We start from the raw sequence: 13,178 nt of genomic DNA on the forward strand, positions 1-13,178 counted from the left end.
GTACCGTCTCGCAATGACATTCGAAGATCTGGGCCTGAGTGCCGAACTCCTGCGGGCGGTCAATGACGCCGGCTACAATCAGCCGACCCCCATCCAGGAGAAGGCCATCCCCTGGGTGCTCCAGGGGCGGGACGTGCTCGGCTGCGCGCAGACCGGCACCGGCAAGACGGCGTCCTTTACCCTGCCGATGATCGACATCCTGGCCCAGGGCCGGGTTCGGGCGCGCATGCCGCGTTCGCTGATCATGACGCCGACCCGCGAGCTGGCGCAGCAGATTGCCGAGAATTTCAACACCTACGGCAAGTACACGCCGCTGTCGATGGCGCTGCTCATCGGCGGCGTGTCGTTCTCCGACCAGGAGAAGGCGCTCGACAAGGGCGTCGACGTGCTGATCGCGACGCCCGGACGCCTGCTCGATCATTTCGAGCGCGGCCGCGTGCTGCTGACCGACGTCCGCATCCTGGTGGTCGACGAAGCCGACCGTATGCTCGACATGGGTTTCATCCCTGATCTTGAGCGGATCGCCAGCCTGCTGCCACAGATCCGCCAGACCCTGCTGTTTTCGGCGACCATGCCGCCCGAGATCCGGCGTCTGGCCGACAAGTTCCTGATGAACCCCAAAGAAGTGTCGGTGGCGCCGCAGTCCACCGCCGCCTCCACCGTCCGTCAGCTGGTCGTCCAGGTGCCGAACGAGCGCGCCAAGCGCCGCCCGCTCGAGACCCTGATGCGCAACGAGCCGGTCGGCAACGGCATCATCTTCTGCAATCGCAAGCGCACGGTCGCGACGCTTTACGAGACGCTGAAGCGGGCCGGCCACGATGTCGGCGCGCTCCATGGTGACATGACCCAGGATGCGCGCAACGAGACGCTGGCCGCCTTCCGCGACAACCGGATCAAGTTCCTGATCGCGACCGACGTCGCCGGCCGTGGGCTCGACATCGAACATGTCAGCCACGTGTTCAATTACGATGTGCCGCTGGCCGCGGAAGACTACATCCACCGCATCGGCCGGACGGGCCGTGCCGGCCGCAGCGGCACCGCGATCATGCTGGTCACGCCCGAAGACAAGAAGCTCTACGACCGCGTGGTCGCCCTGCTGGGAGGCAAGCCGTTGGAAGAGCTGAGCGATCTGTCGGTCAAGGCACCGGCCGAAGCCCCGGCTGACGCCGAGACTGAAGCCGCAGCCGGCGGCCGCACCCCCCGTGGGGCCCGCACCCGTCCGCGGCGGCGCCGCGAGGCCGAAGCGGCAGATCTGCCGGCCGCCGAAGAGGTCCAGGCCGAAGAGGCTGCACCGGCCGTCGACGACACCCCTGCCCCGGCTGCAAAGCCCGAGCGGCGCAAGCGTCGCACGCCCCGCTCCGTCGAGAGCCGGCCTGTCGAGGTCGTGGAGGCTGAGGCTGCCGTTGACGAGGTCGAGGCGGTCGAGGAAGCCCCCGCACCTGCTCCTGAGCCCCGCCGTGCAGCCGAGCGCAAGCCCGAGCGGGCCCGTTCGTCCGAGCGCCGCCAGCGTGAAGACGATACACCGCTGGGCTTTGGCAAGGACATTCCGGCCTTCATGCTGAAATCTGCCCGCACCGGCTGACCGGCTGTACCGCCGGACGACATCGCCCCCGGAGAGAGTCTCCGGGGGTTTTTCGTGGCACGGCATCCCGGCGCGCGGCCCGACGAAAAAACCGCCCTGGAAGCACTGCTTCCAGGGCGGTCCAGTTTCGACCGGCGGGCTGTCTCCCGGCCCCGCCGATCGAGGCCCCCGCCATGACCGGTTCCCGGAACCGGCCGCAGCGAGGAAGGGCGTCAAAAATCAGCTGGCGAGGAAGTCCTCGATCAGCTGCAACTGGTCGGGAACGTTCAGAGCCGGAGCATGCCCGCAGCCGGGAATGACCGCAAGTCTCGCCTTGGGCCCGCGGCGGGTCATTTCTTCGGCCGTATCCTGGGTCAGCAGGTCACTGGTCTCGCCGCGCATGACCAAGGTCTTGGCACGAATGGCATCCCAGGCATCCCACATCTCGAAATCGTCTGTCGTCTCTGCAAAAACGCGCATGACGGCAGGGTCATAATGCACGGTCACCTTGCCGTCATCGCGGCGGCGGGTGGAGGTTTCGGCCATCTGCCGCCATTGGGCATCGGTGATCGCGCCATAGGGGGCGTAGATGGTGCGCAGATAGGCCTCCAGCTCCAGCACCGTGTCGAAAACCGGCGGCTGGGTGACGTAAGACCGGATCCGGCCGACCGCCACCGGCGACAATGCCGGGCCGATATCGTTCAGAACCAGATGGGTGATCCGGTCCCGCAGCGGGCCTGCGGCCAGCACCATGCCGATGGCACCGCCCATCGAGGTGCCCACCCAGCGCATCCGCTCGATGCCCAGCCGGTCGAGCAGCTCCACCGCGATATCGGCATAATGCTCCAGCCGGTACTCGGCATCGGGGGTCTTCGACCACGACGACAGGCCGCGGCCGATGGTGTCGGGGGCCACGATGCGGTAGCGATCGGCGAAATGGGCCGCGCAGGGGTCGAAATCACGGCCGGTCCGGGCGAGGCCGTGCCACATCACCACCGGTTCCGACCGGCCCTTCGACCAGTGCATCAGGTGGATCTCATGACCGCAGGCGGTCAGGAACTCTGAGGTGGGATTCGGGGTCGAGGTGGGATCGGGGGTGGAGGTCATGGATCAGCGTTCCCTGAGTTTGCCGACGATGCCGGTGGGGAAGAAGTAGACCGAGAGCACGAACAGGATGCCCAGCCACAGCATCCAGCGATCGGCGGCGATCAGCTCGGGCAGGATCGGGATGCCGGCCAGCGCCTCGGAGGCCGTGCCCATCAGGTCCTGAAGGTAGAACTGCGCCAGGCTGAGGATCACCACGCCGATCACCGCACCATAAAGCGTCCCCATGCCGCCGATCACCACCATCAGCAGCACGTCGAGCATGATCGCGAAAGAGAGCGTCGCGTCGGGCCCGGTATAGCGCAGCCAGAGCGCGTTCAGCACCCCGGCAAGCGCCGCCAGCGCCGCCACCAGGCACGAGGCGGCGGTGCGGTAGATCACCACCCTGTTGCCGAGCGCCTCGGCCCGGAAGTCGTTCTCGCGGATGGCCTGAAGCACCCGGCCGAAGGGCGAGTTGACCACGCGCAGCATGAACAGGAACAGCAGCAGAGAGACCAGGAAGACCAGGTAATAGGCGATGATGCGGCCGTTGATCTTCTGGCCCAGCACCTCGCCGTCGACCAGCTTGAAGGCCGGGCTCAGCAGCCGCGGGATGCTGAACGACATGCCGTCCTCGCCGCCGGTCAGCCACGAGAGCTGCGACGCCAGGATCAGGAAGAAGCTCGCCACCGCAAGCGTGATCATGCTGAAGAAGATCGCCCTCACCCTGAGCGACAGCAGGCCGATCACCGCCGCCACCACGATCGAGAGCAGCACGCCCGCAACCGTGCCGAGGCCGACGGCTCCCCAGCTCGGGCCCAGCGCATTCAGCGAGATTGCGACCCCATAGGCGCCGATGCCGAAGAACATGGTGTGGGCGAAGGAGACGATGCCGGTATAGCCGAGCAGGATATCGTACGAGGCGACCAGCACGATCAGCACGCAGATGCGCGCCGCAACCGCAAGCGAGCGGGTGCCGGGGAAGACGAAGGGGGCGAAGGCGAGCCCCAGCAGCACGACCAGCAGAACGATGGTCAGGATGCGGCTGCGCGGATGATCGCCGGAGATGATCCAGTTGAGCATGGGCTTGCCTCCGGCTCAGTTCTTCGTCGCGGGATAAAGCCCGCGGGGTCGCCAGAGCAGCACCGCCACCATCAGCAGGATGTTGGAGCCGAGCGCCAGCGTCGGGGCCAGATAGCCCATGAAATTGGCGGTCAGCCCCACCAGCAGGGCGCCGAGGAAGCAGCCGCCCACCGAGCCCAGCCCGCCGATGATCACCACGATGAACACCAGGATCATGACATCCGCGCCGATATGGACGGTCACCAGCTCCTGATAGAGCGCCCACATCACGCCGCCCGAGGCCGCAAGTGCCGTGCCGGCCACGAAGACGCCGACGAACAGCCGGCGCACCTTGTAGCCCAGCGCCTCGACCATCTCGCGGTTCTCGACGCCCGCGCGGACCAGCAGGCCGATGCGGGTACGGTTGAGCGCGAAATGCATACCGACATAGGCGACAAGGCCCAGCACGCAGGCGACCAGCCGGTAGCGCTCGACCGCGATGTCGCCAAAGAAGATCGAGCCGCGCAGGGTTTCAGGCTTGGGCAGCGGGATCGGATCCGGGCCCCAGATCACCGTGATCAGCTGTTCGGCGACGATCAGCCCGCCGACCGTGATCAGGATCTGGCGCAGATGCGCGCCATAGACCCGACGCACGATGATCCGTTCGAAGGCGAGGCCCAGGATGCCGGCCACCACGCAGGCGACCAGAATCGAAAGCAGCATCGCCCCCACATCCCCCAACAGAGAGATGCCGAGCATGTCGTGGAAGGGGCCGCCCGGCGCCAGCAGCCCGGTTGCCAGATAGGCACCGACGGCCACAAAAGCCCCATGGGCGAAATTCAGCACATCCATCAGGCCGAAAACCAGGGTGAGCCCCGATGCCATCAGGAAGATCATCATGCCCATGGCGAGGCCGGCGACCGCCAGCACCATCCAGGTGCCGGGATCGATGGCGATGAGCGGCAGGAACAGGATCAGGCCGGCGATCGCGAGCGGGGCATGCCGCTCGACCAGTCCGGCGGTCTTGAGGGCGCGCGCGGTCATTGATGAGCGTCCAGGCTGAGGCCGAGCAGGCGGCGCTGAAGATCTCCGTCATGGGCGAGTTCGTGCATCGAACCCGCATGGACGACGCGGCCGTCATCCATCACCGCCACCGTGTCACCGAGTGCGGTCGCCATACTGAAATTCTGTTCGACCATCAGAATGGTCGTGTGGGTCGATTTGAGCTCGCGGAAGGCCTGGATCAGATGACCGATGATCGCCGGCGCCAGCCCCTTGGACGGCTCGTCCACGATCAGCAGCTCCCGCGGCTCCACGATCGCCCGGGCGATGGCCAGCATCTGCTTCTGCCCGCCCGACAGATTGCCGGCCGGCCAGTTCCAGAACTTCTCAAGGGCCGGAAACAGCTCGTAGATCCAGGCGAGACGCTTCTGGTCCATGGGCCCCGACCGGGCGGCGAGCACCATGTTCTCGCGCACCGTCAACCCGGCGAAGATGCCCATATCCTCGGGCACATAGGCGATACCGGCCGCGGCGAGATCGGCGGTATGGGCCCTGGTGATGTCGCGCCCGTCGAAGGTGATCTGCCCCTGCGAGGCCTGCCAGAGGCCCATGATCGTGCGCAGCGTGGTGGTCTTGCCGGCACCGTTGCGGCCCAGCAGCATGGTCAGCCCGCCGCGCGGCACCACCAGATCCACCCCCTGAAGGATGTGATACTGGCCGATATGGGTGTGCACGCCGGCAAGGGTGAGCAGGGCGTCAGACATGTGTGGCGGCCCCCATGCCCAGATAGGCTTCCTGCACGATCGGCGAGGCGACCACCTCTCGCGGGTCGCCATCGGCGACCAGATAGCCGTTGTGCAGCACGATGATCCGGTCGGCCAGCGAATGGACCACGTCCATCTTGTGCTCCACCAGCAGCACGGTCTTGGCCGGATCGGCCTTGATCTCGTGGATCAGGTCCAGAATCACCGGCACCTCGTCGACGCTCATGCCCGCGGTCGGCTCGTCGAACATAAAGATCGAGGGTTCGAGCGCGATCAGGATCGCCACCTCCAGCTTGCGCTGGTCGCCATGCGGCAGGGTTGCAACCACATCCTCGCCGCGCGCGGCCAGGCGCACCCGCTCCAGGATCTCGTCGGCCCGCTCGATCAGATGCCGCCCATGGGCGGCCATCGAGAAGATGTCGAAGCCGCGGCCGCGGCGGGCCTGCACCGCCAGGCGCACATTCTCGCGCACCGTCAGGTTGGGAAACAGGTTGGTCAGCTGGAAGGCGCGGCCGATGCCGCGCCGGGTGCGCCCGGCCGCGCCATGCGAGGACAGGTCGTGGCCGTCGAGCAGCACCTCGCCCGCGGTCGCCTTCAGCTGGCCGGAAATCAGGTTGAAATAGGTGGTCTTGCCGGCGCCGTTGGGGCCGACGATGGCGGTCAGCGTGCCGCGGTCGAACCGGCAGCTGACGCCGTTCACGGCGACGTGGCCGCCGAAGCGCACGGTGAGGTCGCGGGTTTCGAGCGCCGGCCTGGCGCCGCCCTGGCCCGCGGCGGATGAAGCGGTCATGCCGTGTCCGTAGATGCCTGCGCCGCAGATGACGGCGTCTGGTATGGGAAGCAACTGGTATGGGCAGCCGTGAGGGTTCTGCCGCCGCAGCCGGGCGACCGCCCGATCGGTCAGCCGCCGGGGCCGGCCGCCCTGCTCGATCGCCAGACGTTCCAGCAGGGCATCCGCCAGCGGCTCGATATCGTCCAGCCGCTCGCGCAGCGGCGGCAGGCGCAGCGGCAATACGTTCAGGCGGTAATAAAGGTCGGCGCGGAACCGGCCGTCCTCGACCATCCGGCCCAGATCGCGGCTGGTGGCCGCAATCACCCGCACATCCACCGGGATCACGCGATTGGAGCCGAGCGGCTCGACCTCGCGTTCCTGCAACACCCTGAGCAGCTTGGATTGCAGGCTGAGCGGCATGTCGCCGATCTCGTCCAGAAACAGCGTGCCACCATGGGCCAGCCGGATCTTGCCGTCGCGCGGTTTGTTGCCGGCTCCGGTATAGGCGCCGGGCGCCACGCCGAACAGCTCCGCCTCCAGCAGGTTTTCGGGGATGGCGGCGGTGTTCACCCGCACCATCGGCCCGGCCTGCCGCTCGCTCGCCGCATGCAGCGCATGGGCCAGCATCTCCTTGCCGGTGCCGGTCTCGCCCAGCAGCAGCACGGTGATGTCACGCTCCGCCGCCCGGCGGGCCTGGCGCTTCAGCAGCCGCACCGCCTCGGAATTGCCGATGAACTGTGAAAAGCCGTATTTGGCCCGGCGGGCATCGGCCAGCTGGCGGCGGGCGGTTTCCAGATCGCGCTGCATCCCCTGAAACTTGTCGACCAGCGGCTTCAGCGACTGCACCCGGTCGTACAGGATCATGCCCACCGCGCCCGAGACCCGGCCATCCTCGTCCTTCAGCGGGATGCGGCTGACCACCAGCTGGCGGCCTTCGACTTCGAAAATATCGATCAGATCCGCGCGGCCGCTGGCCACCACCTCGCGCAGCCGGCTGTTGGGAATGATGTCCTCGACCGGTCGCCCTTCCACGGGGTCCATGCCGTTCCAGCCCAGGATCGCGCGGTATTTGTCGTTCATCCAGAGCACGGTGCCGGCGGCATCGATCAGCACGGCGCCTTCGTAGAGCTGGTCGAACAGCTCCACCGCCGCACGCGCGACCCGGTCCCTGAGGCCCGCCTCGCGCGCGGCCGCGGCCCGGCGCCGGCGCGCCGCCACGCTGTCGATCAGCCGCTCCATCCAGCCTGCATCTCCCCCCTGCCGGCACCTGGCCATTATGGACGGCCATCGCCCGCCGGAACCCTGGTGCCAAGCCTAGGCGCGCGTTACGGGCGATGCAAGCCGCAGCCCGTCACCCCCCTGCCGCCCGGCGCACCGCCCGGGCGAGTGCGGCCGGCACCGCGCTCATATGGCCTTCATCCGGCACCACCAGCAGGTCGATCCGCCCGGCTTCGCCCTCAAGCTTCGTCAGCCGGTCGTGCATGTCGCGCACGCCGTCGACCATGCGCGCCATGCGCCGGAAGGCGATCCGGTCCGGCGCGTCATCGGGTTCCGCCGCCTGTTCCGCCCCGCCGACCGTCAGCGTCAGATCCAGAACCGGCCGGTCGGCGCGGGCGGCGAAGGCCGCCTCCTCTGCCAGCACCTCCCGATCATTCCACCAGATCGACGGGCTGGACGCCACCCAGCGGGTGAAGGCGTCCGGCCGGGTGAAGGCGGCGTGCAGCACGAAACGCCCGCCCAGCGAGTGGCCGAACAGGGTTGCCGCGTCGTCGTTCACCGGAAAGCGCCGGGCGACCTCGGGTCGGATCTCGTTCAGGATCAGGTCGAGAAAGGCTTCGTCGCCACCGGTCGGCACTTTCGGCGCCCGATTGCCCATCATCGCCCGGCCTTCGGGCGTCACGGCGGAGGTCAGGTCCAGATAGCGCCGGGCCATGTCGAAGCCGACGACGCCCGGATAGCCGATCGCCACCACCACGATCGGCCGGTCGGCCGTCAACAGCCCCGCAACGGTACCGGCCACACCGAAGAAGGCATTGCCGTCCAGCACATAGAGCACCGGAAACCCGCCCGGCGGCGGGGTAACCGGCGGCACCGACACATCCACCCGATAGGTCAGGCCGTTGCGCGCCGCCGTCAGGTCGAAGGCGTGCAGGCCCGGCGCCACCGGCACGGCATCCGCAACACCGGGCGCCCCCGCAGCCCTGGCGGGCAGCGGCGCCCCCGACAGCGCGAAGGCCAGAACGAAAGCGGCGGCAAAGGGCATCAGCGGGCGCAGCACGACGGGCATCTCCAGCAGGTCGATCCGGGCGCCCATGGGACCGCAACTTGGATTGCGACGCAATCTCATTGAACGACATGCCGGTCAATACGGATCGGCGCCGCCGATGGTGATCTCCAGCACCGCCGGCCGCCCTGCCCCGAGCAGCCCTGGCAGGCCGTCCCGGATCGCGGCCACGGTATCGGCACGGAGATGCGCCACCCCCATCGACGCCGCCAGCTGATCGAAGGCGATGGCAGGATCGTCCAGAACCATGCCGACGGCATGCCCTGCCGCAGCACTCTCCAGCCCCATCGCCGTCGCCGTCCGCATCAGAATGTCGTAGCGCCGGTTGTTCAGGATCACGAAGATCACCGGCAGCCGCAGCCGGGCGGCCGTCCACAGCGCCTGCGGCGCATACATGGCACCGCCATCACCCGTCATGCACAGCACCGGCCGGCCGGTTGCGAGTGCGACGCCCGCGGCCGCCGGCATGCCCCAGCCCAACCCGGCGCTGGCGACGAAATCATGCCGGTCGCCGATGCCGCCCTGCCAGAGCCGGCGCAGCCCCTCGATCAGGGCCGAGGCCTCGTTGACCACGGTCACGCCCCGCGGGGCCGCCTTCAGCACAGCATCGGCGGCGATCATCGGATGCAGCGGCAGCCGGTCGCGGAGCCTGTCGAGCCGGGCCGTGAAGCCGGCATCGGCGACCGCCTTCTCCGCCCGCCGCCGCATGGTGACGGCGGCGACGCCCGGCCGCGCCACGACCGCGGAGAGTGCGGCAAGGCCTGCCGCCGGATCGCCGCCGATCACCAGATCGGCCGCGACGTCGAGCCCGGGCGCCGCCGGGTCCCGGGCCAGCTGAATGACCCGCATCCCCTGCGGCAGGGCGGGCCCGGGCCGGTAGTGATAGGGCCTGATCGCCCCCTCTCCCGCCAGCACCGCCAGCCGTGCGTCGCCCAGGATCGAGCGGATCTCCGCCAGATCGGGCGGCAGCACGCCGCGCCAGCCCGGGTGATCGGTGGGGAAAAGATGGGCGCGCGGCACCGGGGTCGCAAAGACCCGGCAGCCCGTGGCATCGGCAAAGGCGATCGCCGCCCTCATCCCCCGCGGCCCGGCCAGCGTGTCCGACACCAGAAGCACCAGATCATCGGCCTCCGCACCTGCGATCATCGACGCCGCGGCATCGATGTCACCCGCAGCCGGGGCCGACGCGGGAATGCGCGGTGGTGGCGGGTCGGCGGCGGCAAGCGTCAGATCGACCGGCAGCGACAGAAAGACCGGCCCCGGCGGCCAGGCCCGGGCCAGCGCAAAGGCCCGGCGCAGCACCTGGCCAGCATCCTCGGGCCGGGTCAGTTCATGGGCATGCTTCACCACCGGCCGGGCAATGCCCACCAGATCATCGGCCAGCCAGGGCGCGCGGATCAGATGTCGGCTGTCCTGCTGGCCGGCGATGACCACCAGCGGCGTGCACATGCGCGCGGCCCCGATCATCGCCCCCATGGCATGGCCAAGCCCGGAAGCGGTGTGGAGATGGGCGACCCCCACCCTGCCGGCGGCATGGGCATAGCCGTCGGCCATGGCGACCGCGACCGCCTCCTGAAGCGCCGGCACATAGCTGAGCCCGGGTGCGCGGGCGACGGCATCGAGCAGAGGCAGTTCGGTGGAGCCCGGATTGCCGAAGACGTGGGTGACGCCCTCATCCTCCAGCACCGCCGCGATCATCCGCGCGACCGACCTCTGCCCGTCCCCCATATCGTCTCGCCCCTGCCGCTTCGTATCCGCATGATGATCGCGCATGGCGCAGATCATTCTGCCGACAGTCGCGGCATCGCTTCAAGACGGCAGACGGCAGGGGCGGTTGACGATGTCTCGGGGTCCCCCCGTCAGGCGGCGCCGAGGATGGCCTCGTCGGTCACGCCGAACAGTTCGTAGCGGATGTTCGCGGGCGCGACCCCGGCCGCGATCAGGTGCCGGGCCTGCGCCTTCTGGAACGCCCGGGGCCCGCACATATAGACGTCGACCTCGCGACCGGGCAGCAGCCCGGCGATGCGGTCCGCGTCGAAACGGCCGACCGAATGATGGGTCACGCCGACGCGGTCCGATGCGCCCGGGCGCTCATAGGCGATGTGCAGATCCAGGCCGGGCGTCGCCTCGGCCAGCGCGCGCAGATGGGCCCCGAAGGCATGGGTTTCGCCGTCGATCGCCGCATGGGCCCAGATCACCGGATGGTCCGGCCGCGTCGCCGCCAGGGTTTCCACCATGGCGAGCAGCGGCGTCTGGCCGACACCGGCACCCAGCAGCAGGATCGGCCGCGGCGTCTCCGCATCCAGGAAGAAGTCGCCCGCCGGCGGCGCCACCTCCAGCACCGCGCCGGGGCGGATCGTGTCGTGCAGCAGGCCCGAGCCGCGGCCGTCGGGTTCACGTTTCACCGCAATCCGCCACCGGCCGTTGGCAGCACGTCCGGCCAGGCTGTAATGGCGCAGGAGCTGGGTGCCGTCAGGCCGGGTCAGGCGCAGGGTCAGATACTGGCCGGGGGCGAAATCCGGCAGTGCCCCCCCATCCTCGGGCGCCAGCAGGAAGCTCTTGATCACGCGGCTTTCCTCGGCGACCGCCTCGACCACGAAGCGGCGGAAACCGCGCCAGCCGCCCGGCCGTGCCGCGACCTCGCCGACGAGCGCCGCCTCGCGATCGATGAACACCTTTGCGAGCAGACCATAGGCCTCGCCCCAGGCCGCCAGGATCGGCGGCGTCGCCGCATCGCCCAGCACGTCCGAAATCGCGGCCAGCAGATTGGCCCCCACCACGTCGTACTGCTCGGGCCGGACCTGGACGGCGACATGCTTGTGGGCGATGCGTTCCACCGCACCCGCCAGCGCGGCCAGGTTGTCGATATGCTCGGCATAGGCCAGCACGGCCGCCGCCAGCGCCCGCGGCTGCGACCCGTCGCGCTGATGCGCCGGATCGAACATCGCCGCGATCTCGGGGGCAGCCAGCAGGCGCTCGTAGAACCGGGTGGTGATGGCCTCGCCATGGGTGCGCAGCACGGGCACCGTTGCCTTGACGAGGGTAATGGTCGCGTCGCTCAACATGTGGAACTCTCCGGAACCTTCAACTCTGGCTTGGGTCCGGTGCATGGGCCTGATCCCGCAGGGCCGCCCTTCCGGACAAAAAGCTGTATATCAGATGTCTCTTATGATCGCCAAGGAGAACATTCATTCCATACGCATGTTATTGCATGGATGCCGCGCCCTGCATGCGCGCTTACCGCGTCGCGACATCCGTGCTTCCCGTCCGCTGCCGGCCTGTGCCATAGTCCGGCCGATATGCCGCAAGCTGGAGGTTCCGGAAGGCATGAACGGCGCGCGTGTGCTGATCTACAGCCACGACAGCTTCGGGCTCGGCCATCTGCGCAGATGCCGCGAGATTGCACACGGCCTGGTCGGGACATTCCCCGACATGTCGGTGCTGATCCTCTCGGGTTCGCCGATCATCGGCAGCTTCGATTTCAGAACCCGCACCGACTTCGTCCGGGTGCCGGGTGTCATCAAGCTGCGCAATGGCGATTACACCTCGCTGAAGCTCAAGATGGACGTCGACCACATCCTGAAGCTCAGGGGGGCGATCATCGAGCGCACGGCCGAGGTGTTCGAGCCCGACGTGTTCATCGTGGACAAGGAACCGCTGGGCCTGCGCGGCGAGGTCGCCCGCACGCTGAAGCGGCTGAAGCGCCGCGGCACCCGGCTGGTGCTGGGGCTGCGCGATGTGATGGACGAGCCCGCCCAGCTGGCGCCCGAATGGAAACGCAAGCGGGTGCTGCCGGCGTTGCGCGACCTTTACGACGACATCTGGGTCTACGGCCTGCCGGAAATCCATGATCCGCTGGAAGGCATCGACCTGCCGGCGGATGTCCGCGCCAAGATGACCTTTACCGGCTATCTGCGCCGCGAGGCGGTGCGTGGTGCCGCATCGGAACGCATCCAGTCGCTGATCGCCGGCGACCCTTACATCCTCGTCACGACCGGCGGTGGCGGCGATGGCGAAGAGCTGATCGACTGGGTGCTGAAGGCCTATGAACAGCACGGGTCCAGCCTGCCGCATCGCGCGGTGCTGGTGCTCGGGCCGTTCATGAACCGCGAGGCACGCGACCGGCTGCGCGCCCGGGCCCAGAAGCTGGACAAGATCGAAGCGCTGACCTTCGATGCGAATATCGAGACCCTGATGGCCGGTGCGCTGGGTGTGGTCGCCATGGGCGGCTACAACACCTTCTGCGAGATCCTGTCGCTCGACAAGCCCGCGGTCATCGTGCCGCGCACCGAGCCCCGGCTGGAACAGTTCATCCGCGCCGACCGGGCCGAGAAGCTGGGGCTGACCCGCATGCTGCTCGATCCGGGCCCCGATCGCAGCGCTGCCGCCATGGCCGAGGCGCTGCAGGGCCTCGAGCGCCAGCCCCACCCGTCTTCGGTGATGCCGGCCGGCATGCTCGACGGGCTGGATGCGGTCGCCGATCTGGTGGGTGCCGAGCTGGACCGGCGCGGCCGGCCCCAGGCCCGGATCCGCCAGGTATCGGGCGGCGGTGGCGGCCTGCTTCAGGCCCCGCAGGCCGAGGCCGCGCCCGACGAGGAAACCTGGTCCGACGAGGCCGATTTCGGGGCACGACGCCGTGCGGCACCCTGA

10 protein-coding genes are annotated in these 13,178 nt (G+C 68.7%); 2 read left to right on the plus strand and 8 right to left on the minus strand.

Going from position 1 to position 13,178, the window contains the following annotated elements; genetic code table 11:
* Nucleotides 1-13: 13 nt before the first annotated feature.
* Nucleotides 14-1,582, plus strand: a complete 1,569-nt coding sequence (locus CMO28_RS24290; RefSeq protein WP_296718256.1) for a DEAD/DEAH box helicase — start codon at nucleotides 14-16, stop codon at nucleotides 1,580-1,582.
* A gap of 219 nt (nucleotides 1,583-1,801) precedes the next feature.
* Here the strand turns inward: CMO28_RS24290 and CMO28_RS24295 are convergent, their stop codons facing one another.
* From CMO28_RS24295 to hmpA, 8 genes are all read right to left on the minus strand, one after another.
* Nucleotides 1,802-2,668 (minus strand): alpha/beta fold hydrolase, encoded by an 867-nt coding sequence (locus CMO28_RS24295; RefSeq protein ID WP_296718258.1) that lies wholly within the window; start codon nucleotides 2,666-2,668, stop codon nucleotides 1,802-1,804.
* Nucleotides 2,669-2,671: 3 nt separating this feature from the next.
* Nucleotides 2,672-3,727, minus strand: coding sequence for a branched-chain amino acid ABC transporter permease (locus CMO28_RS24300; protein ID WP_014745524.1), 1,056 nt, complete (start codon nucleotides 3,725-3,727; stop codon nucleotides 2,672-2,674).
* A gap of 15 nt (nucleotides 3,728-3,742) precedes the next feature.
* Complete coding sequence (locus CMO28_RS24305; protein ID WP_062761079.1) at nucleotides 3,743-4,750, minus strand: branched-chain amino acid ABC transporter permease; 1,008 nt, start codon at nucleotides 4,748-4,750, stop codon at nucleotides 3,743-3,745.
* On the minus strand, nucleotides 4,747-5,472 hold the full coding sequence (locus CMO28_RS24310; RefSeq protein ID WP_062761077.1) for an ABC transporter ATP-binding protein: 726 nt from the start codon (nucleotides 5,470-5,472) through the stop codon (nucleotides 4,747-4,749). The genes CMO28_RS24305 and CMO28_RS24310 overlap by 4 nt, the downstream gene beginning before the upstream one ends.
* Nucleotides 5,465-7,483 carry a sigma 54-interacting transcriptional regulator gene (locus CMO28_RS24315; RefSeq protein WP_296718265.1) on the minus strand — a complete coding sequence of 673 codons (2,019 nt, stop codon included), beginning with the start codon at nucleotides 7,481-7,483 and terminating at the stop codon, nucleotides 5,465-5,467. The genes CMO28_RS24310 and CMO28_RS24315 overlap by 8 nt, the downstream gene beginning before the upstream one ends.
* Before the next feature lie 112 nt (nucleotides 7,484-7,595).
* A complete protein-coding gene (locus CMO28_RS24320; protein WP_296718269.1) occupies nucleotides 7,596-8,558 on the minus strand; it encodes an alpha/beta hydrolase in 963 nt (320 codons plus the stop codon).
* 48 nt (nucleotides 8,559-8,606) lie between these two features.
* Nucleotides 8,607-10,301, minus strand: a complete 1,695-nt coding sequence (locus CMO28_RS24325; RefSeq protein ID WP_296718271.1) for a thiamine pyrophosphate-binding protein — start codon at nucleotides 10,299-10,301, stop codon at nucleotides 8,607-8,609.
* Nucleotides 10,302-10,387: 86 nt separating this feature from the next.
* Complete coding sequence (gene hmpA / locus CMO28_RS24330) at nucleotides 10,388-11,638, minus strand: NO-inducible flavohemoprotein (protein ID WP_296718274.1); 1,251 nt, start codon at nucleotides 11,636-11,638, stop codon at nucleotides 10,388-10,390.
* 217 nt (nucleotides 11,639-11,855) lie between these two features.
* Between hmpA and CMO28_RS24335 the strand changes: the two genes are divergently transcribed.
* Complete coding sequence (locus CMO28_RS24335) at nucleotides 11,856-13,178, plus strand: glycosyltransferase family protein (protein ID WP_296718277.1); 1,323 nt, start codon at nucleotides 11,856-11,858, stop codon at nucleotides 13,176-13,178.

Source organism: Tistrella sp., assembly GCF_002684955.1.
In the GTDB taxonomy this organism is placed as follows: domain Bacteria; phylum Pseudomonadota; class Alphaproteobacteria; order Tistrellales; family Tistrellaceae; genus Tistrella; species Tistrella mobilis.

Bases quoted from the DNA above. Each gene is read 5' to 3' on its own strand.
- CMO28_RS24290 (WP_296718256.1), top strand. From the start codon at position 14: ATGACATTCGAAGATCTGGGCCTGAGTGCCGAACTCCTGCGGGCGGTC.
- CMO28_RS24295 (WP_296718258.1), bottom strand. From the start codon at position 2,668: ATGACCTCCACCCCCGATCCCACCTCGACCCCGAATCCCACCTCAGAG.
- CMO28_RS24300 (WP_014745524.1), bottom strand. From the start codon at position 3,727: ATGCTCAACTGGATCATCTCCGGCGATCATCCGCGCAGCCGCATCCTG.
- CMO28_RS24305 (WP_062761079.1), bottom strand. From the start codon at position 4,750: ATGACCGCGCGCGCCCTCAAGACCGCCGGACTGGTCGAGCGGCATGCC.
- CMO28_RS24310 (WP_062761077.1), bottom strand. From the start codon at position 5,472: ATGTCTGACGCCCTGCTCACCCTTGCCGGCGTGCACACCCATATCGGC.
- CMO28_RS24315 (WP_296718265.1), bottom strand. From the start codon at position 7,483: ATGGAGCGGCTGATCGACAGCGTGGCGGCGCGCCGGCGCCGGGCCGCG.
- CMO28_RS24320 (WP_296718269.1), bottom strand. From the start codon at position 8,558: ATGGGCGCCCGGATCGACCTGCTGGAGATGCCCGTCGTGCTGCGCCCG.
- CMO28_RS24325 (WP_296718271.1), bottom strand. From the start codon at position 10,301: ATGCGCGATCATCATGCGGATACGAAGCGGCAGGGGCGAGACGATATG.
- hmpA (WP_296718274.1), bottom strand. From the start codon at position 11,638: ATGCACCGGACCCAAGCCAGAGTTGAAGGTTCCGGAGAGTTCCACATG.
- CMO28_RS24335 (WP_296718277.1), top strand. From the start codon at position 11,856: ATGAACGGCGCGCGTGTGCTGATCTACAGCCACGACAGCTTCGGGCTC.